Source organism: Pseudomonas fragi (assembly GCF_002269505.1).
In the GTDB taxonomy this organism is placed as follows: domain Bacteria; phylum Pseudomonadota; class Gammaproteobacteria; order Pseudomonadales; family Pseudomonadaceae; genus Aquipseudomonas; species Aquipseudomonas fragi_D.
On the sequence record NZ_NQKQ01000011.1, the window covers coordinates 69,265 to 92,511 of the forward strand.

Annotated in this window: 23 protein-coding genes; 10 read left to right on the forward strand and 13 right to left on the reverse strand. The window is 58.2% G+C overall.

The genetic code is table 11. The features are described 5' to 3' along the window. Nucleotides 1-136 precede the first annotated feature (136 nt). The 4 genes from lepB to lptF form a co-directional block, all read right to left on the reverse strand. Nucleotides 137-991, reverse strand: a complete 855-nt coding sequence (lepB, locus tag CJU81_RS11960) for a signal peptidase I (RefSeq protein WP_095001234.1) — start codon at nucleotides 989-991, stop codon at nucleotides 137-139. 5 nt (nucleotides 992-996) lie between these two features. Beyond that, the gene (gene lepA / locus CJU81_RS11965) at nucleotides 997-2,796 is read right to left on the reverse strand and encodes a translation elongation factor 4 (RefSeq protein WP_095028914.1); all 1,800 of its coding nucleotides are present in this window, start codon (nucleotides 2,794-2,796) and stop codon (nucleotides 997-999) included. 161 nt (nucleotides 2,797-2,957) lie between these two features. After that, a complete protein-coding gene (gene lptG, locus CJU81_RS11970; RefSeq protein ID WP_095028915.1) occupies nucleotides 2,958-4,019 on the reverse strand; it encodes an LPS export ABC transporter permease LptG in 1,062 nt (353 codons plus the stop codon). Next, nucleotides 4,012-5,130, reverse strand: coding sequence for an LPS export ABC transporter permease LptF (gene lptF / locus CJU81_RS11975; protein WP_095036779.1), 1,119 nt, complete (start codon nucleotides 5,128-5,130; stop codon nucleotides 4,012-4,014). The genes lptG and lptF overlap by 8 nt, the downstream gene beginning before the upstream one ends. Nucleotides 5,131-5,439: 309 nt before the next feature. Here lptF and CJU81_RS11980 point away from each other — a divergent pair, with 309 nt between their 5' ends. From CJU81_RS11980 to rlmF, 5 genes are all read left to right on the forward strand, one after another. Continuing rightward, nucleotides 5,440-6,930 carry a leucyl aminopeptidase gene (locus tag CJU81_RS11980; RefSeq protein ID WP_095036780.1) on the forward strand — a complete coding sequence of 497 codons (1,491 nt, stop codon included), beginning with the start codon at nucleotides 5,440-5,442 and terminating at the stop codon, nucleotides 6,928-6,930. A 59-nt stretch (nucleotides 6,931-6,989) separates the two neighbouring features. Continuing rightward, the gene (locus CJU81_RS11985) at nucleotides 6,990-7,442 is read left to right on the forward strand and encodes a DNA polymerase III subunit chi (RefSeq protein ID WP_095036781.1); all 453 of its coding nucleotides are present in this window, start codon (nucleotides 6,990-6,992) and stop codon (nucleotides 7,440-7,442) included. Between the two features lie 7 nt (nucleotides 7,443-7,449). Further along, nucleotides 7,450-7,833, forward strand: coding sequence for a DNA polymerase III subunit chi (locus CJU81_RS11990; RefSeq protein WP_095036782.1), 384 nt, complete (start codon nucleotides 7,450-7,452; stop codon nucleotides 7,831-7,833). Between the two features lie 202 nt (nucleotides 7,834-8,035). Further along, nucleotides 8,036-10,882 carry a valine--tRNA ligase gene (locus CJU81_RS11995; RefSeq protein WP_016781889.1) on the forward strand — a complete coding sequence of 949 codons (2,847 nt, stop codon included), beginning with the start codon at nucleotides 8,036-8,038 and terminating at the stop codon, nucleotides 10,880-10,882. Between the two features lie 99 nt (nucleotides 10,883-10,981). Further along, nucleotides 10,982-11,998 carry a 23S rRNA (adenine(1618)-N(6))-methyltransferase RlmF gene (gene rlmF, locus CJU81_RS12000; RefSeq protein ID WP_095036783.1) on the forward strand — a complete coding sequence of 339 codons (1,017 nt, stop codon included), beginning with the start codon at nucleotides 10,982-10,984 and terminating at the stop codon, nucleotides 11,996-11,998. 178 nt (nucleotides 11,999-12,176) lie between these two features. On the opposite strand, the gene CJU81_RS12005 is transcribed toward rlmF, so the two are convergent. Next, nucleotides 12,177-12,458, reverse strand: coding sequence for an HU family DNA-binding protein (locus tag CJU81_RS12005; RefSeq protein WP_003440137.1), 282 nt, complete (start codon nucleotides 12,456-12,458; stop codon nucleotides 12,177-12,179). A gap of 386 nt (nucleotides 12,459-12,844) precedes the next feature. On the opposite strand from CJU81_RS12005, the gene yejK reads away from it, so the two are divergent. Both yejK and CJU81_RS12015 read left to right on the forward strand, forming a co-directional pair. After that, a complete protein-coding gene (gene yejK, locus CJU81_RS12010) occupies nucleotides 12,845-13,849 on the forward strand; it encodes a nucleoid-associated protein YejK (protein WP_095036784.1) in 1,005 nt (334 codons plus the stop codon). Next, nucleotides 13,849-14,199, forward strand: coding sequence for a glutaredoxin family protein (locus tag CJU81_RS12015; protein ID WP_095028922.1), 351 nt, complete (start codon nucleotides 13,849-13,851; stop codon nucleotides 14,197-14,199). The genes yejK and CJU81_RS12015 overlap by 1 nt, the downstream gene beginning before the upstream one ends. Nucleotides 14,200-14,213: 14 nt before the next feature. On the opposite strand, the gene CJU81_RS12020 is transcribed toward CJU81_RS12015, so the two are convergent. The 4 genes from CJU81_RS12020 to CJU81_RS12035 form a co-directional block, all read right to left on the reverse strand. After that, the gene (locus CJU81_RS12020; protein WP_095036858.1) at nucleotides 14,214-14,528 is read right to left on the reverse strand and encodes a GIY-YIG nuclease family protein; all 315 of its coding nucleotides are present in this window, start codon (nucleotides 14,526-14,528) and stop codon (nucleotides 14,214-14,216) included. Then, entirely contained in the window at nucleotides 14,525-14,995 is a 471-nt protein-coding gene (locus tag CJU81_RS12025) for a nuclear transport factor 2 family protein (protein ID WP_095036785.1), read from the reverse strand. Before CJU81_RS12025 ends, CJU81_RS12020 begins: the two co-directional genes overlap by 4 nt. A gap of 66 nt (nucleotides 14,996-15,061) precedes the next feature. After that, a complete protein-coding gene (locus CJU81_RS12030) occupies nucleotides 15,062-16,381 on the reverse strand; it encodes an MFS transporter (RefSeq protein WP_095036786.1) in 1,320 nt (439 codons plus the stop codon). After that, the gene (locus tag CJU81_RS12035; RefSeq protein WP_095036787.1) at nucleotides 16,371-17,030 is read right to left on the reverse strand and encodes a FadR/GntR family transcriptional regulator; all 660 of its coding nucleotides are present in this window, start codon (nucleotides 17,028-17,030) and stop codon (nucleotides 16,371-16,373) included. The genes CJU81_RS12030 and CJU81_RS12035 overlap by 11 nt, the downstream gene beginning before the upstream one ends. Before the next feature lie 165 nt (nucleotides 17,031-17,195). On the opposite strand from CJU81_RS12035, the gene CJU81_RS12040 reads away from it, so the two are divergent. Together CJU81_RS12040 and CJU81_RS12045 are read left to right on the forward strand one after the other, a co-directional pair. Then, on the forward strand, nucleotides 17,196-17,507 hold the full coding sequence (locus CJU81_RS12040) for a type II toxin-antitoxin system MqsR family toxin (protein ID WP_095036788.1): 312 nt from the start codon (nucleotides 17,196-17,198) through the stop codon (nucleotides 17,505-17,507). Continuing rightward, nucleotides 17,504-17,974 carry a type II toxin-antitoxin system MqsA family antitoxin gene (locus CJU81_RS12045; RefSeq protein ID WP_095036789.1) on the forward strand — a complete coding sequence of 157 codons (471 nt, stop codon included), beginning with the start codon at nucleotides 17,504-17,506 and terminating at the stop codon, nucleotides 17,972-17,974. The genes CJU81_RS12040 and CJU81_RS12045 overlap by 4 nt, the downstream gene beginning before the upstream one ends. 42 nt (nucleotides 17,975-18,016) lie before the next feature. Here CJU81_RS12045 and CJU81_RS12050 read toward each other — a convergent pair whose 3' ends face one another. The 4 genes from CJU81_RS12050 to CJU81_RS12065 all read right to left on the reverse strand — a co-directional run bounded on the left by CJU81_RS12050 (nucleotide 18,017) and on the right by CJU81_RS12065 (nucleotide 22,181). Next, entirely contained in the window at nucleotides 18,017-18,781 is a 765-nt protein-coding gene (locus CJU81_RS12050; protein WP_095036790.1) for an amino acid ABC transporter ATP-binding protein, read from the reverse strand. A gap of 13 nt (nucleotides 18,782-18,794) precedes the next feature. Then, entirely contained in the window at nucleotides 18,795-19,892 is a 1,098-nt protein-coding gene (locus tag CJU81_RS12055) for an amino acid ABC transporter permease (RefSeq protein WP_095036791.1), read from the reverse strand. Between the two features lie 10 nt (nucleotides 19,893-19,902). After that, nucleotides 19,903-21,084, reverse strand: a complete 1,182-nt coding sequence (locus tag CJU81_RS12060; protein ID WP_095028930.1) for an amino acid ABC transporter permease — start codon at nucleotides 21,082-21,084, stop codon at nucleotides 19,903-19,905. Nucleotides 21,085-21,149: 65 nt separating this feature from the next. Continuing rightward, nucleotides 21,150-22,181, reverse strand: coding sequence for an amino acid ABC transporter substrate-binding protein (locus CJU81_RS12065; protein ID WP_095036792.1), 1,032 nt, complete (start codon nucleotides 22,179-22,181; stop codon nucleotides 21,150-21,152). A 405-nt stretch (nucleotides 22,182-22,586) separates the two neighbouring features. On the opposite strand from CJU81_RS12065, the gene CJU81_RS12075 reads away from it, so the two are divergent. Beyond that, nucleotides 22,587-23,243, forward strand: a complete 657-nt coding sequence (locus tag CJU81_RS12075) for an alpha/beta hydrolase (RefSeq protein WP_095036793.1) — start codon at nucleotides 22,587-22,589, stop codon at nucleotides 23,241-23,243. The last annotated feature ends 4 nt before the right edge of the window (nucleotides 23,244-23,247 follow it).

Consider the following 23,247-nt stretch of genomic DNA (forward strand, 5'->3'; position numbering starts at 1 on the left):
AATGGACAGGGAACAGGCTGTTCGCCGCCGTCACACTTAACGCTTTGTTCAAATCCACATCCTGAATACTCAGGCGCGCGACATGTTTCGCACACCTGAAAAGCAATCGGCGCTGTTAAAAACAGCGCCGTTTTGGCTACTTGATCAGACCAACCCGCGAGAAGTTCGGCAGGTTGCTCGCCTTGGGTTCCGGCCAGCTCATCCAAACAGCGAAGGCCTTGCCGACAATGTTCTTGTCGGGAACCATGCCCAGCTCGTCCTTGGGAATGTTCGGATCATCCCAGTAACGGCTGTCGTTCGAATTGTCGCGGTTGTCGCCCATCATGAAGTAATGCCCGGCCGGAACCGTCCACTCCTTGTCAGGCGGCGCACGATAGCGGCTCATTTCCTTGCGGATCATGTGCTCGACTTCGCCCAGCTTCTCTTTGTACAACTCGGCACTGCCCAGGGTTCCAGGCTCGGCCTTGACCAGTTGCTCGGCAACCAGTTGGTCGTTGACATACAGATGCTTGTCGCTGGTGTAACGGATCTTGTCGCCCGGCAGGCCAACTACACGCTTGATGTAGTTGACTGTCGGATCGCTTGGGTAGCGAAACACCATCACATCGCCCCGCTTCGGATCACCCACTTCGATGATTTTCGTGTCGAGTACCGGCAAGCGGATCCCGTACGAAAATTTGTTCACCAAAATGAAGTCGCCCACATCCAGGGTCGGCTTCATCGAGCCGGACGGAATCTGGAACGGCTCAACCAGAAACGAACGCAACACCAGCACGATGAACAACACCGGAAAGAACGACTTGCCGTATTCAACCAGCAGCGGTTCCTTGTTGAGCTTTTCGACTACCTGCATATCAACCGGCGTAACGCTGGCTTGATAGTTGGCAATGGCCTTGCGCCGGCGCGGAGCCAGGAAGACCAAATCGAGCAGCGCCAGCAAACCGCACACGGCAACAGCAATGACCAGCAACAGCGGGAAATTTAGTGACATAGGACCTAGCTATCCAAACGGAGCACTGCAAGGAAGGCTTCTTGTGGAATTTCCACGTTGCCCACTTGCTTCATGCGTTTTTTACCGGCTTTCTGCTTTTCCAACAGCTTGCGCTTACGGCTAACGTCACCACCGTAGCATTTGGCCAGTACGTTCTTTCTGAGAGCCTTGACGGAGGTCCGTGCAATGATCTGCCCGCCAATGGCGGCCTGGATCGCGACGTCGAACATCTGGCGCGGAATCAGTTCTTTCATCTTCTCGGTCAACTGGCGACCTTTGTAGTGCGCGTTTTCCTTGTGCACGATCAGGGCCAGGGCATCTACCTTGTCACCGTTGATCAGCACATCGAGCTTGACCAGATTAGCTGACTGGTAACGATCGAAGTGGTAATCGAGCGAAGCATAGCCGCGACTGGTGGATTTGAGACGGTCGAAGAAGTCCAGAACCACTTCATTCATCGGCAAATCGTAGGTCACTTGTACCTGGCTGCCCAGGAACAACATGTCGTGCTGCACGCCACGTTTTTCAATGCACAGGGTAATGACGTTACCCAGGTGCTCCTGAGGCACAAGAATGTTGGCACGCACGATTGGCTCGCGCATGTCTTCAATCATTGAAAGATCTGGCAGCTTGGACGGGTTATCGACGTAAATCGTTTCGCCAGTCTTGAGCACCAACTCAAAAATTACGGTGGGTGCGGTGGTGATCAGGTCCAGGTCGTACTCACGCTCCAGGCGCTCCTGAATGATCTCCATGTGCAACATGCCGAGGAACCCGCAACGGAAGCCGAAGCCCAGTGCGTCAGAGCTTTCCGGAGTGTATTGCAGCGAAGAGTCGTTCAGCGTCAGCTTTTGCAGCGCGTCACGGAAGTCTTCGAAGTCATCCGAGCTGACCGGGAACAGGCCCGCGTACACCTGAGGCTGAATACGCTTGAAACCGGGCAGTACATCAACATCCGGCGTGGTGCTCAAGGTCAGGGTATCGCCCACTGGCGCACCGTGAATGTCCTTGATGCCGGCGATGATGAAACCTACTTCACCGGCTTTCAGGTCAGCAGTGGCGGTGTGTTTCGGGTTGAATACACCGACGCTGTCCACCAGGTGGATCTTGCCGGTGGACTTGACCAGAATCTTGTCGCCCTTTTTCACGCGGCCGTGGCGCACGCGAACCAGGGACACAACGCCCAGGTAGTTGTCGAACCAGGAATCGATGATCAACGCTTGCAGCGGGTCTTCGATATTGCCGGTCGGCGCAGGAATGGTATGCACCAGGCGCTCAAGCACCTCGTCCACGCCCAGGCCAGTCTTGGCACTGCAGGTCACGGCATCAGTGGCGTCGATGCCAATGATTTTTTCGATCTCTTCTTTAACGCGATCAGGATCGGCCTGTGGCAGGTCGATCTTGTTCAGAACCGGCATCACTTCCAGGCCCTGTTCGATCGCGGTGTAGCAGTTGGCTACGGACTGGGCTTCTACGCCCTGCCCCGCGTCGACCACCAGCAATGCACCTTCACAGGCCGCCAGGGAGCGACTGACTTCGTAGGTGAAGTCAACGTGGCCCGGGGTATCAATGAAGTTCAGCTGGTAGGTATTGCCGTCTTTGGCCGTGTAATACAAGGTGACGCTGTGGGCCTTGATGGTGATCCCGCGCTCACGCTCGAGGTCCATGGAGTCCAGTACCTGGGCTTCCATTTCGCGGGCAGTCAGGCCACCGCACATCTGGATAAAACGATCGGCCAGCGTCGACTTGCCATGGTCAATGTGGGCGATGATGGAGAAATTGCGGATATGACTCAAATCACTCACGGGTCAACACTCAAAAAAGTCGCAGGCAGACTGCCCGCCGAAAAATAGCCGGGAATTGTACCTGAACATCGCGCCAAGCGTCACGTTCACAGGCCAAAGCGCACCTACAAAAAAGCCCCTATCGCGAGATAGAGGCTCTTGATTGACTCAATAGCTGCTCATCAACCCGCCCGGCGCAACAACCAGATACCAGCCACGGCACAGATGGTGGCAGGTAACAACACCGCAAACAGTGGCGAGAAACCGAACACCAGGCTCAATGGCCCCAGCAAGTCTTGCGCGATCTTGAATGTAAAACCTACCAACACCCCGGTAAATACCCGCTGCCCCAGCGTAACAGAGCGCAACGGGCCGAAGATGAAAGATATGGCCATCAACACCAGCGCAGCGGTGACCAGTGGCTGCAACACCTTGACCCAAAAAGCCAGCCAGTAACGGCCATTGTTCAGGCCCTGATCCTTGAGATAGTGGATATAGCTCCACAGACCTGCGATCGACAGCGACTCGGGAGTCATGACTACAGTGTTGAGCAGTTGCGGGCTCAACGCCACGTCCCACTTTTCTTCAGACGCCTTGACCACTTCAGTCCTGTCACCATGGAACAGGGTGGTGCTTACGTCGCTAAGCTGCCAGTTGCCCTGATCGAACTGGGCCTTGCTGGCGAAACTCGCCGACTGCATCTGGTGGTCTTTATCAAAGCGGTAGCGCGTAACGCCATAGAGCAGCCCGTTGGGCTGAACGGCGTTGATATGAATGAACTCATCACCCTGACGGTGCCACAGGCCATGCTTGGAGCTTTGTGAGTCACCGCCACCCTGCGCCAGGGCGCGGTTGGCCTGGGCGATGTTTTCAGTGGCAGGCACCACGTACTCGCCAATCAGCACACCGGCGATCATCAGCACCAGCATCGGCTTCATCACGGCCCAGACAATGCGCCCCAGGGACACCCCTGCCGCACGCATGATGGTCAATTCACTGTTGCTGGCAAGGCCGCCCAGACCGATCAGACATCCGATCAGTGCTGCCATCGGCAGCATTTCATACAAGCGGCGCGGCGCAGTCAGCATGACAAAGCTGAAGACATCCATGATGGTGTAGCTGCTGCTGATACTGCGCATTTCATCGATCAACGCAAACAACAGTGCCAGCCCGAGGATAATCCCCAGAACGGCCAGAATCGCAAACAACACACTGCTACCTATGTAGCGGTCGAGCTTAACCACGGGCCATCTCCTCGGCACTACGGCGACTTGCCAGCTTCAAGCGCAGCGGCTCCCAATACATCAGCCCCAGGCCAATGACCAGAAACAGGCCATGCACCCACCACAAGCCCAGCGCCAACGGGATCTTGCCACCTTCAAGCAGACCACGACCCCAGGTCAGCATGCTCAGATAGCCCATATAAAGAAGAATGGCCGGCAGCAGCTTGAGGAAGCGCCCCTGGCGCGGGTTGACCCGCGACAACGGCACCGCGATCAGTGTCACGATAAATACCAGCAGCGGAAAGGCAATGCGCCATTGCAACTCGGCCACCGCGCGCGGCTCAGGGTTACCGATCAGGTCCCGTGTCGGGATCGCATCGCGATCCGTCACGTCATTGCTGATCTCCGGCTTGGGCAGCAGCACACCATAGGTGTCGTACTTGATGGCGCGATAGTCAGCCTGCCCCGGGTTGCCGTCATACCGATAGCCATTGTCCAGAATCAACCAGCGGCTACCGTCAGGACGGATCTCCTGGCGGCCCTTTTGCGCCAGCAGCACGGAAATGCTGCGGTCCTTGGCTTCCTCACCGAGCTTTTTCTGGGTGATGAACACACCGGACAAGAGCGAGCGGTCATTGCTCAGCTCCTCGGTGTAGGTTACCCGCGTACCGTCACTCAACGACTGAAAACGACCGGCTTCCAGGGTATCGAACTCGGTCAGGGCATCCTGTTTGTTGAGCAGCAGCTGGAATTCATTGGCGCCCTGAGGTGCCAGGCTCAGGCTCAGCCAGGCCACGACCAGAGCAACCAGTGCGGCAGGCGCCATGGTCATGGCCAGCAAACGCTGACGGCTCATGCCGGTGGCCGACAGCACGGTCATTTCGCTCTCAAGGTACAGACGGCCATAAGACAGCAGAATGCCCAGGAACAGCCCCAGCGGCAGGATCAGCTGCATGAAGCCCGGCAGGCGAAAGCCCATGATCAGGAACAATGAGCCCGGATCCAGGGCGCCTGAAGCGGCCTGGGCCAGATATTTGATGAAGCGACCGCTCATGATGATGACCAGCAGCACAGCACTGACAGCGCTCAATGTAAGCAGGACTTCGCGGGACAGATAACGGAAGACGATCAAACCAGACACTCCAGGGTCGTCAGGCTAAGGCGGCCAAACAAGCAGCAACACGAGTCGGCCCATACCTCAGCATAGTTGAGACGGGCCGTCTAAAAAGATGGCGCATTATCCTGTGAATGACCGCCCCTGTCACTGCGCAGTCTTGAAAGTACCCGGTTGAGCCAATACCGGGGTTGTCAGGCTCCTGCGACGGGGTTCAAACTGCCCGCCTTGACGCCCGCCTTGAACACAGGTGAAGCGCTTCTTCTATCTGGCAAACGAACAGAACTGTTTGTGCGCATGTTGACCATTTGATTCAGGGACCCCGACATGGAACTGGTTGTAAAAAGCGTTAGCCCGGAAACGTTGAAAACCGCCACCCTGGTGGTCGCTATCGGCGAAGGCCGCAAACTTGGCCCAACCGCCAAAGCCATTGACGAACTGACCGGCGGCGCCATCAGCGCAGTCCTCAAGCGCGGCGACCTGGCCGGCAAGACCGGCCAAAGCCTGCTGCTGCACAGCCTGCCCAACCTCAAGGCAGAGCGCGTGCTGCTGCTGGGCACCGGCAAAGATGAAGAGCTCGGCGATCGCCCGTTCCGTAAAATCATCAGCGGCGCACTGGGCGTGCTCAAGGGCCTGGGCGGCAGCGATGCGGTATTGGCGCTCGACGAGCTGGTGGTCAAGGGTCGCGACAGCTACAGCAAAACCCGTCTGCTGGCAGAAACCCTGATCGATGGCCAATACACCTTCGATCGTTTCAAAAGCCAGAAGGCCGAACCTCGCGCCCTGAAAAAAATCACCCTGCTGACCATCAAGGCCGCGCAGGCTGAAGTTCAACGCGCCGTGACCCATGCCCAGGCCATCGCCGCGGGCATGTCGTTCACCCGCGACCTGGGCAACCTGCCGCCGAACATCTGCCACCCGATCTTCCTGGCCGAACAGGCCAAGGAGCTGGGCAAAGAATTCAAAGGCCTGAAAGTCGAGATTCTTGACGAGAAAAAGATCAAGGATCTGGGCATGGGCGCGTTCTACGCCGTGGGCCAGGGCAGCGACCAGCCGCCTCGTCTGATCGTGATGAACTACGCCGGCGGCAAGAAATCCGAAAAACCTTACGTACTGGTCGGCAAAGGCATCACCTTCGACACCGGCGGCATCAGCCTCAAGCCGGGCGCCGGCATGGATGAAATGAAGTACGACATGGGCGGTGCGGCCAGCGTATTCGGCACCCTGCGCGCCGTGCTCGAACTCAAGCTGCCGATCAACCTGGTGTGCATCCTGGCATGCGCCGAGAACATGCCAAGCGGCGGCGCGGCACGTCCGGGCGACATCGTGACGACCATGAGCGGCCAGACTGTCGAAATCCTCAACACCGACGCCGAAGGCCGCCTGGTGCTGTGCGATGCACTGACCTACGCCGAGCGCTTCAAGCCGCAGGCGGTGATCGACATCGCCACCCTGACCGGCGCCTGCATGGTTGCCCTGGGTGCTCACACCTCGGGCCTGATGGGCAACAACGACGAGCTGATCAACCAGTTGCTGGAAGCCGGCAAGCAAGCCGACGACCGTGCATGGCAACTGCCGCTGTTTGACGAGTACCAGGAGCAACTGGACAGCCCGTTCGCAGACATGGCCAACATTGGCGGGCCTAAAGGCGGCGCCATCACTGCTGGCTGCTTCCTGTCGCGTTTCGCCAAGGCTTACAACTGGGCGCACCTGGACATCGCCGGCACCGCATGGGTAAGCGGCGGCAAGGACAAGGGTGCCAGTGGCCGCCCTGTGCCCCTGCTGACCCAGTACCTGCTCGATCGCGCCAACGCTTGAAACTGACAATCGAAGGCTGCGCCGTCTGACGGCGGCGCAGTCCCGATTCAGGAACCGCAATGACCCCAGCACCTGATACAGCGCTTACCAAGATCGACTTTTATATCCTGCCCAGCGCCGAACCTTCTGCGCGGCTGGATTTTGCCTGCAAACTCACCGAGAAGGCCTGGCGCCTGGGCCATCGTGTGTATCTGCACTGTTCTGACAGTGCCCAGCGCCAGGAACTGGATGAACGCCTGTGGCGCTTCAAGGGCGAAAGCTTCGTGCCCCACAGCAACACTGAAGACCAACCCGATGGCGTCGTCGTCATGGGCTGCACGGATGCACCCGCAAGCCATCAGGACTTGCTGATCAACCTGGACCTCAAAGTCCCCGAATTTTTCAAACGCTTCGCCCGTGTGGCCGAAGTCGTGGTCGAAGACCCTGCCGTGCGGCTGGCCGCGCGGGAGAGTTTCCGCTTCTACCGCGAACAGGGCTATCCTCTGCAAGACCACAAGCTGCAACGACTCTGAGCCCACGATGGACACTTCCAATTCGCCGCAAAAAGCTGCACACCTGCTTGATGACCTTGAGTCCATTCGCAAGCTGCTTGGCGATGAGGGCCTGCAACCGCCGCTGCTGACGGAGATGGTAGGCGGCGAAAACACGCAGATACCGCTGCTGTCCGAAGTCATCAGCGAAGAACCCGAGCCTGCGCAAATACCGCTGGTCGGCATCGCCCCCGCACCCGCGGCAGAAAAAACTCCCGACGCCCTGCTGGTGCACCTGGACAGAGAGCTGCGCACCGCGGCCCAGGCCATCATGCAGGACGTGATCAACGACTTCGCCCCGCATATCGAAACCGAGATCAAGCGCCGCCTCGATGCCCATATGGAGCGGTTGCTCGCCCAACATCAAAGCTGATCGGGCTGCCCCTGAAAGCCCTCCCGTGGGAGCGAGCCTGCTCGCGAATGAGCTTCGCGAGCAGGCTCGCTCCCACAGTTGAGGTATCTCTATGGCCGCCGCGCCAGCGGCTACATAAAGCTGCACGCACCTCGCCCTCCGCCTCCCACCCCGCTATACTTGTCGGCTTTCCTGAATTAATGCCAATAGGGTCCCGCCGCGCATGGATAAGACCTACCAGCCGCACGCCATTGAAACTTCCTGGTACAAAACCTGGGAAGAAGAGAATTATTTTGCCCCGCAAGGCGCGGGCGACCCGTACACCATCATGATCCCGCCGCCGAACGTCACCGGCAGCCTGCACATGGGTCACGGTTTCAACAACGCGATCATGGACGCCCTGATCCGTTTCCGCCGCATGCAGGGTCGCAACACCCTGTGGCAGCCGGGCACCGACCACGCGGGCATCGCCACCCAGATGCTGGTCGAGCGTCAGATCGAAGCACAAGGTCTGAACCGCCACGACCTGGGTCGCGAAAAATTCCTCGATAAAATCTGGGAATGGAAAGACCAGTCCGGCGGCAATATCAGCCGTCAGATCCGTCGCCTTGGCTCGTCCGTAGACTGGAGCCGCGAGCGTTTCACCATGGACGACGGCCTGTCCGAAGCCGTGAAGGAAGCCTTTGTGCGCCTGCACGAAGACGGCCTGATCTACCGTGGCAAGCGTCTGGTCAACTGGGACACCAAGCTGCACACCGCAATTTCCGACCTTGAAGTGGAAAACCACGACGAGAAAGGCTTCCTGTGGAACCTGCGCTACCCATTGGCAGACGGCGCCAAGACCGCCGAAGGCCTGGACTACCTGGTGGTTGCTACCACCCGTCCGGAAACCATGCTGGGCGACGCCGCCGTTGCCGTTAACCCGGAAGACGAGCGCTACAAGGCCCTGATTGGCAAGTTCGTCGAGCTGCCACTGGTTGGCCGCCGTATCCCGATCATCGCGGACGATTACTGCGACCCTGAATTCGGCACCGGCTGCGTGAAAATCACCCCGGCCCACGACTTCAACGACTACGAAGTCGGCAAGCGCCACAACCTGCCGCTGCTGAACATCTTCGACAAGAACGCCGCCGTGCTGCCTGCAGCCCAGGTGTTCAACCTCGACGGCACGCTGAACGAGTCCATCGACGGTACCCTGCCGGCCAAGTACGCAGGCCTGGACCGCTTCGAGGCGCGCAAGCAAATCGTTGCTGATTTCGACGAAGCCGGCCTGCTGGTCAGCGTTGACGATCACGCCCTGAAAGTGCCGAAAGGCGACCGTTCCGGCACCGTGATCGAGCCGTGGCTGACCGACCAGTGGTACGTATCGACCAAGCCTCTGGCAGAACCTGCCATTGCTGCCGTGGAAGACGGCCGTATTGCGTTCGTGCCTAAACAGTACGAAAACATGTACTTCTCGTGGATGCGCGACATCCAGGACTGGTGCATCAGCCGTCAACTGTGGTGGGGCCACCGCATTCCGGCCTGGTACGACGAGTCGGGCAAGGTCTATGTAGGCCGCGACGAAGCCGAAGTACGCGCCAAACACAACCTGGGTCCGGACGTTGCGCTGCAACAGGACAACGACGTGCTCGACACCTGGTTCAGTTCGGGTCTGTGGACGTTCTCCACCCTGGGCTGGCCGGAAAAAACCGAAGCACTGAAAACCTTCCACTCCACTGACGTGCTGGTTACCGGTTTCGACATCATTTTCTTCTGGGTCGCCCGGATGATCATGCTCACCATGCACCTGGTGAAAAACGAAGACGGCACCCCGCAAGTTCCGTTCAAGACCGTGTATGTACACGGCCTGGTACGTGACGGTCAGGGCCAGAAGATGTCCAAGTCCAAAGGCAACGTCCTGGACCCGCTGGACATCATCGACGGCATCGAACTCGAAGACCTGGTGGCCAAACGCACCACCGGCCTGATGCAGCCAAAACTGCTGAAGAAAATCGAGAAACAGACCCGCGACGAATTCGCCGACGGCATCGCCAGCTACGGCACCGACGCCCTGCGCTTCACGTTCTGCTCGCTGGCGTCCACCGGTCGTGACATCAAGTTCGACATGGGCCGCGTCGAAGGCTATCGCAACTTCTGCAACAAGATCTGGAACGCCGCACGCTACGTGCTGGACAAGGGCGAAGACTGCGGCCAGAACGGCGAAGCCTACGAACTGTCGCTGGCTGACCGCTGGATCATCTCGCAGCTGCAGCGCACCGAAGCCGAAGTGACCCGTCACCTCGACCAGTTCCGCTTCGACCTCGCGGCGCAAGCGCTGTACGAGTTCATCTGGAACCAGTACTGCGACTGGTACCTGGAGCTGTCCAAACCTGTGCTGTGGGACGAAAACGCCCCGGTAGAGCGTCAGCGCGGCACCCGCCGTACGCTGGTTCGCGTGCTGGAAGTGGCCCTGCGCCTGGCGCATCCGTTCATGCCGTTCATCACCGAAGAAATCTGGCAGCGCATCGCGCCGCTGGCCGGCGTTGAAGGCAAGACCATCATGCTGCAGCCATGGCCGGTACCGAACGAGGCGCGCATCGACCAGGCCGCCGAAGACGATATCGAATGGCTCAAGGGCCTGATGCTCGGCACGCGCAACATCCGTGGCGAAATGAACATCGGCCCGGGCAAACCGTTGCAGCTTTACTTGAAAAACGTCAGCAGCGAAGACCAGCGCCGTTTGACCGAGAACGATGCCTTGCTCAAAAAGCTGGCTAAACTCGAATCGATCACCGTGCTGCAAGACGGTGCCGAAGCCCCTCTGTCTGCCACCGCTCTGGTTGGCGAGATGGAAGTGCTGGTGCCAATGGCCGGCCTGATCGACAAAGATGCAGAGCTGGCGCGTCTGGACAAGGAAATCCAGCGCCTGAACGGCGAAGTGGCGCGAGTAGGCGGCAAATTGTCGAATGCCGCGTTCGTTGACAAGGCTCCGGCCGAAGTCATCGAGAAAGAACGTGCCAAGTTGGCCGAGGCCGAACAGGCCTTGAGCAAACTGGCAGACCAGCACGCGCGGATTTCCAGCCTGTAAAAACGCTGCGCACCTGATCGCGGGCAAGGCCGCTCCCGCAGGGTTTGAACTCTGCAGGAGCGGGCTTGCCCGCGATTGCTTTTGTGGAATGAATTGAACATGACTACCCCCCGCACTTCCAAAGCCACACGCCACAAGCCCAAGGCTGCCAGCGATGCCAAACCGGTCGAGCCGCGCGTCAAGCCCAGCCTGCACCCGCGCAACCGCCACCAGGGCCGCTACGACTTCCCGCAGCTGATTTCGGTGTGCCCGGAGCTGGCCGAGTTTGTGATCATCAACCCGTACGGCAAAGAGAGCATCGACTTCGCCAACCCGGATGCCGTGCGCGTGTTCAACCGCGCCCTGCTCAAAGCGTTCTACGGTATTGCCCACTGGGACATTCCGGCTGACTACCTGTGCCCGCCTGTGCCAGGTCGCGCTGACTACGTGCACTTTCTGGCCGACCTGCTGGCAACCATGAACGATGGTGTCATCCCGCGTGGCCCGAGCGTGCGCGTGCTGGACATCGGCATGGGTGCAAACTGTGTTTACCCTCTGATTGGTCACAGCGAATACCGCTGGCAGTTCCTGGGCACCGAAGTTGACCCTACTGCCGTTAAAGCGGCCAAGGCGATCGTGCAGTCCAACGGCTTGAACAAAGCCATCAGCCTGCGCCTGCAACCCGATCCGAAGAAGATCTTGCTGGACGTGCTGGACAGCACCGAGCGTTTTGACCTGAGCATGTGCAACCCGCCCTTTCATGCCTCCATCGATGAAGCAACGCGTGGCAGCGAGCGTAAATGGCGTGCACTGGGCAAGGCTGATCCCAAGCGCAAACTGCCTGTACTGAACTTTGGCGGTCAAGCTGCTGAATTGTGGTGCGAAGGTGGCGAGCAGCGCTTTGTGACCCAACTGATTCGTGAAAGCGTGCAGGTGGGCCGTCAGGTGCTGTGGTTCAGCGTGCTGGTGTCCAAAGCGTCCAACTTGCCGGCGATCCAGACGGCACTGAAAAAAGCCGGCGTGCGCGAAAGCCAGGTGGTCGACATGTCCCAGGGCAACAAGCAAAGCCGCTTTGTCGCCTGGACATTCCATGACAAAGAGCAGCAACAGCTGTGGCGCGAAAAGAACTGGAAGTAAGCCCCGCGCAATCCTGTAGTCGCTGCCGAAGGCTGCGATAAGAGCTGAGGGGCCCTGAGAAAGCGGGGCCGCTTCGCAGCCCATCGCAGCCTCGTACCTCGACAGCGACTACACGTTTTTCGGGCATAAAAAAGCCGCGCTTCGGAGTGATCCGAAGCGCGGCTTTTTTACAGCAGTCTTACTTGTTAACAGCGTCAGTCAGGCCTTTGGCCACAACGAGCTTGATAACTTTTTTGGCTGCGATTTCGATGGCTGCGCCAGTCGAAGGGTTACGGCCAGTACGGGCAGGACGCTCGGTCACTTTCAGTTTGCCAATACCTGGCAGAGTGATTTCGCCGCCATTTTCCAATTGATCAGCAACGATCTGGGCCAGTTGGTCCAGAGCGTTACGCGCGGTAGTTTTCGGCGCGTCGATAGCTTCAGCGATATCAGCGATCAGTTGGTCTTTAGTAATAGCCATTGAGATGTTCCTTCCCTATCAAATTCATTTGGTTTGCAGAGTGCAATGTCAGCCATCGAGCCAGATCTCAAGGGTCTGGCACACCCGCCAGCTTTCACGACGAATCGCGGATGTAGATAGCTAAAACGGGGTTTGGTTCGACCTGACACATGCTGAATGCACGCTTTACGCCGTTTCCGAGCGCAAGACCGGGCAAAACTAGCACAGAGACGGTTAAATATCCGCCTCTACCTGGGCTTTTGGTCAGCTTTATGGCCTTAAAACGGTAAAAAAACCGTCCAGGGCGCCCTCAAGCCCCCCAAACCCCGACCCGAGGCTCAGGTGCGGTACACTTGGCGCCTTTGCGGGGTGTGCACCCTGCCCTCTCATTACACACCGAGAAGCCCATGCCGATCCGTCATTGCATCGTCCACTTGATTGACAAAAAACCCGACGGTACGCCCGCAGTTCTCCACGCACGTGACTCTGAACTGGCCGGGTCTCAAGCCATCGAGAACATGCTCGCTGACCTCAACGAAAGCTATAACGCCAAGCAAGGCAAAGCCTGGGGATTTTTCCATGCCGAGTCCGGCGCGCATCCGTTCAGCGGCTGGCTCAAGGAATACCTCGATGGCGGTAAAGACTTCACGGCGTTCAGCCGCGTAGCCGTCGAGCATCTGCAAAAACTGATGGAAGAGTCCAACCTCTCCGTTGGTGGCCACGTGCTGTTCGCCCATTACCAGCAAGGCATGACCGACTACCTGGCCATCGCCCTGCTGCACCACAGCGACGGCGTTGCCGTGACCCAGGAACTGGACGTGACGCCTTCGCGCCATCTGGACCTTGGCCAACTGCACCTGGCCGCACGGATCAACATTTCCGAGTGGCAGAACAACAAGCAGTCCAAGCAATATATTTCGTTTATCAAAGGCAAAAACGGCAAGAAGGTCTCGGAGTACTTCCGCGACTTTATCGGTTGCCAGGAAGGGGTCGATGGCCCGGGCGAAACCCGCACCCTGCTCAAGGCCTTCAGTGACTTCGTAGAAAGCGAAGACCTGCCGGAAGAGTCCGCCCGCGAAAAAACCAAGACCCTGGTCGATTACGCCAGCAGCCAGGCCAAAATCGGCGAACCGATGGGTCTGGTCGAATTGTCCGAGCTGATCGACGAAGAACGCCCCAAAGCCTTCTACGACCATATCCGCAACAAGGACTACGGCCTGTCCCCCGAAATTCCTGCCGACAAACGTACCCTGAACCAGTTCCGTCGCTTCACAGGACGCGCTGAGGGGCTGTCTATCAGCTTTGAGGCGCACCTGCTGGGCTCCAAGGTCGAGTTTGACGAAGAAGCCGGCACGCTGGTGATCAAGGGCCTGCCGACCCAATTGCTCGACCAGCTCAAGCGCAGCAAGTAATGCTCAACGGGATCTTGAAGAAAGTCCTGTTTGTTCTGGTGGTGGTGGTCATCTTTCAGAACTGGGGCAAGATCGAGCGTGTGCTCAACCCCTCGGATGCCGTGCCCGAGCAAACCCGGGCCAGCGCCCGGGTGGTGCTGTACTCCACCGAATGGTGCGGCTACTGCAAGGCCACCCGGCGGTTTCTGGACCAGAAAGGCATTCCGTTCAAGGAATTCGATATCGAGAAGGACCCTGCCGCCCGGCAGGCCTATGAAGCGCTGGGCGGTCGCGGGATTCCGATACTGGACGTCAACGGCACGCTGCTTCGCGACTTCAAGCCCGACGCGATATTGGCGGCGTTGAAGTAGAGCTCAAGAGCCCCTCACCCTAGCCCTCTCCCAAAGGGAGAGGGTTGGGCTGAGGGCAAAAAATCTCCAGCCTGGCTCTGCACCAGGCATTCCTTGGCGCTCTTCCTGAGCTTCTTGATCAGCCGCTCCTGGCGCAGGGCTTCACCCTTGTCCGGCCAGGACTCGACATACACCAGCGCCACTGCCGGGCTTGAAGCAAAAAAACGCGCGCCCCTGCCCGTTTGATGCTTGGCAAAACGGCGCACCGGGTCATCGCTGATACCGCAATACAAAGAACCATTGGCGGCCCGCACAAGGTACACAAACCAGGGTTTTTCACTCACTTTCAGCGGCTGCCCTGAAAGGCCTTGAGCCCTTTTTTGGCCTGCGCCCGAATGGCGTTTTGCACCAGCGGCGTCCACCCCAGCAATAAACCCTTGATGCCCAATGCCTGACGCGACCAGCGCCACAGATCGAAGTGATCGTGATGCTCGCAAATTTTGCCGTCACGAAACACAAAGCGCGCCTGGATATCATTGACCACCGTGGCGCCGGTCTGCCCAAACACATAGGTCGCCACCCAGTGCGCGCTGCCGCGCTGGCTGTCGGCCTGAACCTGATCGAAAGTGAGGCTGAAATCCTTGGCCCGCGAGGTCAGCATGCGCCACATGTCTGCAGCGTTGTGGCCCCGCAGTTCACCAAACACCGGGTCGCTGAACACCACATCGGCGGTGTAGCAGTCAGCCATGGCCTGGGCATCAAGCCGCTGGAAGGCCTGGTAGAAACGAGTGATCAATGCGTGGTGGTCTTGGCTCATGGCAGGGTCCGTGCGGGTGTGGAATCAGAGCACGATAATCTGCCACGAACAGAAACACTATGGGCCTCAGACTTTCTCGCTCTGTACATTCACATACAGTGAACGGCCCGCGCCAAGCCCGGCGACGATGGCGCCCAGGCCGATAACGGCAAAAATCCAGCCCACTGCATTCCAGCCACCCGTCACTTCATGCACCACGCCCACAGCCAGAGGCCCCATCGATGCCACGGTGTAACCAATGCCTTGGGCCATGCCCGACAGGTTGGCGGCCACATGAGCATCGCGAGAGCGCAGCACGATCATGGTCAAGGCCAGGCTGAATGTACCGCCCTGTCCCAGACCCAGCACGATCGCCCAGCCCCACAAGCCGTCGATGGGTGCATAAAGACAGCCAAACAGCCCGGCCAGGGTCATGCCCATGACCAGCACGATTGCCAGCCGCTGGTCTTTACCTCGCGTGGCCAGCCACGGTGCTGTCAGCGCGGTGATCAATTGCACGATCACCGAGCCCGACATCACCAGCCCCGCCTGAGTCGGCGTCAGGCCACGACCAATCAGGATTGAAGGCAACCAGCCAAAGACGATGTAGGACAACGATGACTGCAGCCCCATATAGAGCGTCACTTGCCAGGCCAGCGGGTCACGCAACAAGCCACGCACGCGGTAAGCAACGTTGTGCGCGCCCTGGCGCTTGCCCACTTGTGGCAGCCAGAAAACCACCGCTAGCAGTGCAGGCAAGGCCCAAAAGCCCAGCCCCATTGCCCAGCTCTGCCCCAGTGACTCGCTAAGTGGCACCGTGGCCCCCGCTGCCAGCGCCGCTCCCAGGCACAAGGCCATGGTGTACACCCCGGTCATGGTTCCTGCATGCCCGGCGAAGTCACGTTTGATGATGCCCGGCAACAACACACCGATAACGCCAATACTGGCCCCCGCCAGAATGCTCCCGGCGAACAGCCCCACCTCCCCCAGGCAACTGCGCAGAACAATACCGCCGCCCAGCGTCAGCAAAATCCCCAGCACCACCCGCTCTGTACCAAAACGCCGCGCAAGGATTGGTGCCAGCGGTGCGAACAACCCCAGGCACAGCACCGGCAAAGTGGTCAGCAGCCCGGCCTGCGCTGCCGACAGGCCCAGCCGGTCCGAGACCTCACCCAGCAACGGCGCCATGCTCGACAATGCAGGCCGCAAGTTCAACGCCACCAGCACCAGCCCCAACAGCAGCAGCCACGGGCGCAACACCACGGGTGGTGTGTGCTGCACGTGCTCGTCATCTGCTTGGGCGTCGATCAGCAACTCTTCCAGCTCATCGAGATGATGCACAGGCTCGACGCTGGCATTGGCAATTGACGAGGGGTGGCTCATGGCGCGCTCCGGCTCAAGGTTCATTGATCAACGTCCGGCACAGCGCCATGGCCCGTTGCGGGTTTTGTTGTTCTACGGCTTCCAGTAACTCGACGTGCAGGTCAAACACCACTTGACGACGCGGGTGGACGTCCATGGTCTTGCGCAAATGATTGGTCACAACGCTGGCGGTGTAGCGGTACAGCTCGCTCAAGGCCGGGTTGTGGGCGGCATCGATCAGCCGCTGGTGAAACACCAGGTCGCAGCAAATATAGGTATCGAGTTCACCGTGATAATGCTCGCCACTGGCATCGAGCGCCTGATGCAGCAAGCGCAAGTCTTCGGCCGTGCGGCGCAAGGCGGCCAGGCCAACGGCTTCGACCTCAATGATGTGGCGCATCTCCCGCCCCTGCTCCAGAGAACAGGATGACAACGCTCGCAGCGTGTCCATCGGGTCGACACGACCCCGCAGGTAACTGCCATCGCCCTGGCGAATTTCGATCAGCCCGGCAAATGCCAGCACGCGCATGGCTTCACGCACAGTGTTGCGGCTGATGTTCAGTTGCGTAGCCAGCTCGGGCTCGGTTGGTAAACGCTGCCCGACCTCCCAGGTACCGTTGTTTATTCGCGCACGCAGCTGCTCAAGGGCCTGGTCGACCAACGAACGTTTGATGATGGGAGAAGCATCTGTCATTGAATTCACCATTTCATCCAATCATAGGATGAATTTTCCGACATGTTATCCAGACCCATCCATGCAGGCAATCAACTACAGATTTAAAGCCCCCAAAAAACACTTATTAATCATTGAACAAAAAACCCTTTGAGGGTAGTTTAAATCATATCGAGGCGACCTCTTATGGAAAAGAAAACACCTCACTACAACCTCCAGTGCATTCAAGCCGATGTACAGCGGCTTGGCGCGGTAGCGTTCACCAAAAGCGCACTGGATGGCGGACGGACAATGGGCCTGACCCTGGCGCAAATGCAGCGTGTCATTGCCTCGCTGGAACGCAGGGAGCTGTACAAATCGATGTCGACCCACGCTGACCACAAGGTCTGGCAGGACGTATATCACGCACAGGCCTACGGTTTGGCCATCTATATCAAGGTGACCTATCGCCCCAGCGGAGGGCCGCCGGTCATAGCTTTCAAGGAGAAAGACTTATGAGCAAAAATGACTGTTACAGCTGCGGGGCCGCCAATGCAATGCAAGCGTTCAGGGGCCGCAGCTTCAATGTGAGTTTCAAACAATTGAACCGTATGGTGCCTGACCTGGCCGGGCGGGAATGTACCGAATGCGCAGAGATCGAATTCGATGCCCCCAGCGCAGAGCGTTATGCCCGGGCCGGTGACGAACTGATCGAAGATGCCAAGCGGGTGATGGCAGACGAGATGAAACGGATTCGCCGCAAACTTCACTTCACCCAAAAAAGTGCCGTGCAGTTGTTATCGGGGGGCGGCCACAATGCTTTCAGCCGTTATGAGCGGGCCGAGGTAGAGCCACCAAAACCCTTGTTTGTGTTGATGCGTTTGCTTGACCGTCACCCCGAACTGGTGCGCGAGTTACAGGCCATCAACGAGTGTGCAGACATCAATGCGCTGCTGGTGCAAAAGCAACAGCAGCGCGAAAACTGACCTCTATTCGCAGCCTTCGGCAGCTCTACAGGCTTTGCTGAATCAATGCAAAATCTGATTCAGGAACAGTTTGGTGCGGTCATTTTGCGGGTTGTCAAAGAAGTCATTCGGCGCGGCCTCTTCGACGATTTCACCCTTGTCCATAAAGATCACCCGGTTGGCCACAGTGCGTGCAAAACCCATTTCGTGGGTTACGCAGAGCATGGTCATGCCGTCTTCAGCCAGACCGATCATGGTGTCCAAAACCTCTTTGACCATCTCCGGGTCAAGTGCTGAAGTCGGTTCATCGAACAGCATGATTTTCGGCTTCATGCACAACGCCCGGGCAATCGCTACACGCTGCTGCTGGCCACCCGACAACTGCCCCGGAAACTTGTGCGCCTGCTCCGGAATCCGTACACGCTCCAGATAATGCATGGCAATTTCTTCGGCCTGACGCCGGGGCATCTTGCGCACCCACATCGGCGCCAGCGTGCAGTTCTGCAGGATGGTCAGGTGCGGAAACAAGTTGAAGTGCTGGAACACCATGCCCACTTCACGCCGCACCGTCTCGATCTGCTTGATATCGTTGGTCAGCTCTACACCGTCAACCACGATGCGCCCCTGCTGGTGCTCTTCGAGGCGATTGAGGCAGCGGATGGTCGTCGATTTGCCCGAGCCCGAAGGCCCGCACAAAACAATGCGTTCGCCCGGCTGGACGTTAAGGTTGATGTCCTTGAGCACGTGAAACTGGCCGTACCACTTGTTGACGCCCTGCATCTGAATAATGCCTTCAGGGCTTGCAGGTTGTTTGATTGCTTCACTCATGTCGCACTCCTACCTAACGCTTGTGGCCAGTGTCCAGCTTGTGCTCCAGATGCATGGAGTAGCGGGACATACCAAAACAGAAAATCCAGAACACCAACGCTGCAAACACATAGCCTTCAGTGGCCATGCCCAGCCATTTCGGGTCGGCGGCCGCTTGCTTGACGCTGTTGAGCAGGTCGAACAGACCGATGATGATCACCAGGCTGGTGTCCTTGAACAGTGCAATAAAGGTGTTGACGATGCCGGGGATAACCAGCTTCAGGGCTTGCGGCAAAATCACCAGGCCCATGCTGCGCCAGTAGCCCAGGCCCATCGCGGCAGCCGCCTCGTACTGCCCCTTGGGAATGGCTTGCAGACCGCCGCGCACCACTTCAGCTACATACGCCGACTGGAACAGAATCACGCCGATCAAGGCCCGCAGTAATTTGTCGAAGTTCATGCCCTCGGGCAAAAACAGCGGCAGCATTACCGAGGACATGAACAGCACGGTAATCAGCGGAACACCGCGCCAGAACTCGATAAAGGTCACGCACACCACGCGAATGGCCGGCATATCCGAGCGTCGTCCCAGCGCCAGCATGATCCCCAATGGCAAAGCACCGGCAATGCCCACCGTGGCAATGACCAGGGTCAGCATCAAGCCGCCCCACTGGCTCGTGGCCACGTTGCTCAGGCCCCAGTAGCCGCCATGCAACAAGGTGAATGCCAGAATCGGGTAGACCACCAAAAAGCCCAGTCCCCAGATTGCCTTGTGCTTGAAGCGCGAGATAAACAACGGCGCGGCGCCCAACACGGCGAGCCACACTGTCAGGTCAACACGCCAGCGCAGTCCGGTCGGGTAATAGCCATACATGAACTGGCCAAAACGCTGCTGGATAAACACCCAGCAGGCGCCCTCTTTGGTGCAATCAGCCTGTGTGCTCCCCACCCAGTTGGCATCGAAAATCGTCCAGCTCAGCAGCGGCGGCACGATCAGCCAGACCAGGTAAAAGGCAAACAGGGTTAGCAGAGTGTTGAGCCAGCTGGAAAACAGGTTGGCCCGCGCCCAGGCGACAATACCGATGCGGTTGCCCGGCGGCGGCATGTCGGGTTTGAAAACATGAGTCGTCATAGTCCCGTCCTCATCGTTCGATCAGCGCAATACGCGTGTTGTACCAATTCATCAGCAGCGAAATGCTGATGCTGATGGCCAGGTACACGCTCATGGTGATGGCAATGACTTCAATCGCTTGCCCGGTCTGGTTGAGTACGGTGCCGGCAAACAGTGAAACCATTTCCGGATAACCGATGCCCGCCGCCAGCGACGAGTTTTTCACCAGGTTCAGGTATTGGCTGGTCAAAGGCGGAATGATCACCCGCAGCGCTTGCGGGATGATCACCTTGCGCAACGTCGGCCCGGGACGCAGGCCCAGCGAACGGGCGGCTTCTGTCTGGCCGTGGCTGACCGACTTGATCCCCGACCGTACGATCTCGGCAATAAAGGCCGCGGTGTACACCGTCAACGCAATGGTCAGCGCCAGCAGTTCCGGGATCAGCACCCAGCCACCGACAAAGTTGAAGCCCTTGAGCTGCGGCATTTCCCAGTGCACCGGGGTACCGAACAGCAACACGCACAGGCCCGGAATCGCCAGCAGCAGGAACAGCCCGACCCAGAACTTGTGAAATGGCTCGCCGGTGTCTTCAAAGCGCTTGTTGGCCCGACGGACCATCAGCACCACCGCCACTATCGCCAATACCACACTGGCCACAAACGGCCAGAAAGCATCGGTGCCTACTGCGGCCGGCATGTTCAAGCCACGGCTGCTCATATAGAAAGTGTTGGCAAAGTTATGGCTGTTGCGTGGCCCCGGCATTGTCAGGAAGACCGCGAAGTACCAGAACAGGATTTGCAGCAATGGCGGAATATTGCGAAAGATCTCGACATACACCGTTGCCAGCTTGCTGATCATCCAGTTCGAAGACAGGCGCGCCACGCCAACGATAAAGCCCAGAATTGTTGCCAGAACGATGCCGATCACGGACACCAGCAAGGTATTGAGCAACCCGATCACAAAGACCCGGGCATAACTGTCGGACTCGGTGTAATCAATCAAATGCTGCGCAATGCCAAACCCGGCACTGCGCTCCAGAAAGTCAAAACCCGAAGTGATACCGCGATGTTGCAGGTTGGTCTGGGTATTGTTGAACAGATACCAGCCCATGAAGACCACCAGCGCGACGGTGACGAGCTGAAATAACCACGCACGCACACGTGGATCGCCGAGGCTGAGCCTGGGCTTGGGTGCGCCGACTTTAATTTGCATGAAGTGCCCCTAACAATGGATCAGACAACATCACCCGGCAGTTGGCCTGCCGGGTGAAAGGGCTATCAGCGCACAGGGGGTGCGTATTGAATGCCGCCGTTATTCCACAGAGCGTTCAGCCCGCGGTCGATGGCCAGAGGCGTGCTTTTACCGAGGTTTTTCTCGAAGACTTCACCGTAGTTACCCACCTGGCTGACAATCTGCACCACCCAGTCTTTTGGCAGTTTCAGGTCTTTGCCGTATTCGCCGTCAGCACCCAGCAAGCGGGCTACATCCGGGTTTTTGGTTGATTTGGCTTCAGCCAGCACGTTTTTCGAGGTGATGCCTGCTTCTTCAGCATTGAGCATGGCAAACAGGGTCCACTTCACAATGCTGAACCAGTCTTCGTCACCCTTGCGCACCACCGGGCCCAGGGGCTCCTTGGAAATGGTCTCAGGCAATACGACGTATTCGCTCGGGTTGGCCAGCTTGCTGCGCTGTGCGTACAACTGCGACTTGTCGGAGGTCAACACATCGCAGCGGCCGCTTTCCAGCGATTTGGCGCTTTCGTCGGAAGTATCGAAGGTGATCGGGGTGTACTTCAGATTATTGCCGCGGAAGTAATCCGATACGTTCAACTCAGTGGTCGTACCGGCCTGGATGCAGATGGTTGCACCATCCAGCTCTTTGGCACTTTTTACGCCCAGCTTGTTGTTGACCAGAAAGCCAATGCCGTCGTAATAGGTCACGCCCGCAAACACCATGCCCATGCCCGCATCACGGGAGCTGGTCCAGGTGGTATTGCGCGACAGCACATCGACTTCGCCAGATTGCAGCGCGGTGAAACGCTCCTTGGCGTTCAACTGGCTGAACTTGACCTTGGTGGCATCGCCAAATACGGCGGCGGCCACTGCACGGCAAATGTCTGCATCAATACCCTGAATCTTGCCAGTGGCATCTGGCACCGAAAAACCCGGCAAACCGTCACTCACGCCACATTGCACAAAGCCTTTCTTTTTAACGCCGTCCAGAGTCGCGCCTGCGTGGGCAAAACCACTGGCACTGAGTAACACGATGGCTGCTGTGGCCAAAGCCAGGGTGGATTTCAACTGCTTCATTCAAACCTCCAGTGCTGCTTATTGTGTTTGAACAAGGCCCGCCGCCCCCTTGTGAGGCACTGTTGACCCATGTTGGCTTTTTATTGGGTCAAGCGGCATAAGCCTTGAGCGATGGGTACATCGCACGAACCGTCAAACTGAAGCGCTCACTTGAGCTGTTGAATTCCTTGTCTAACTTCAACCTCGGGATTTTTGCAGCCCCCCCTGTTAGTGTTACCGCCCAAGGGGGGCGCATTCACGTCCCTGTCCACATAGCAAAGCGCGTACCACTCCTGCGGCTTAAGTAAGTTCAGTAGGAAATGCAGGAAAAAACGTTCAAGCACGCGACATAATCTGTAACTTTTAGTCGATCAAGCACACTTGTAGCGCACCCGCTTTGCGCACATGCACAACGATGGAGCAGCCATGACCCAACCTCTGATCATCCAGCCGCAAAAAACCGCAGACGCCTGTGTTATCTGGCTCCACGGTCTGGGTGCCGACCGTTATGACTTCATGCCGGTGGCCGAGATCCTGCAACAGTCGTTACTGACCACCCGCTTTGTATTGCCGCAGGCTCCGACCCGCGCCGTGACCATCAATGGCGGTTATGCCATGCCCAGCTGGTATGACATCAAAGCCATGAGCCCGGCCCGCTCGATCAGCGAAGAAGAGCTCGAAGAGTCGGCCGACATGGTCATTGGTTTGATCGAAGCTCAGCGCCAGAGCGGTATCGACGCCAACCGGATTTTTCTGGCCGGGTTTTCGCAAGGCGGCGCCGTGGTTTTCCACAGCGCTTATTTGAAATGGCAGGGACCACTGGGTGGCGTTATTGCCCTTTCGACCTATGCACCAACATTCAACGAATCCTTGCCATTGTCGGCCAGCCAGCAGCGAATCCCGGCCTTGTGTCTGCATGGGCAGTACGATGATGTAGTTCAAAACGCTATGGGTCGTACGGCTTATGAACGCTTGAAGGCCGCAGGTGTGTCGGTTACATGGCAGGAATACCCGATGGGCCATGAAGTGTTACCAGAGGAAATTCGCGATATCGCTCTCTGGTTAGCGAAACGTCTGAGTTAAAACG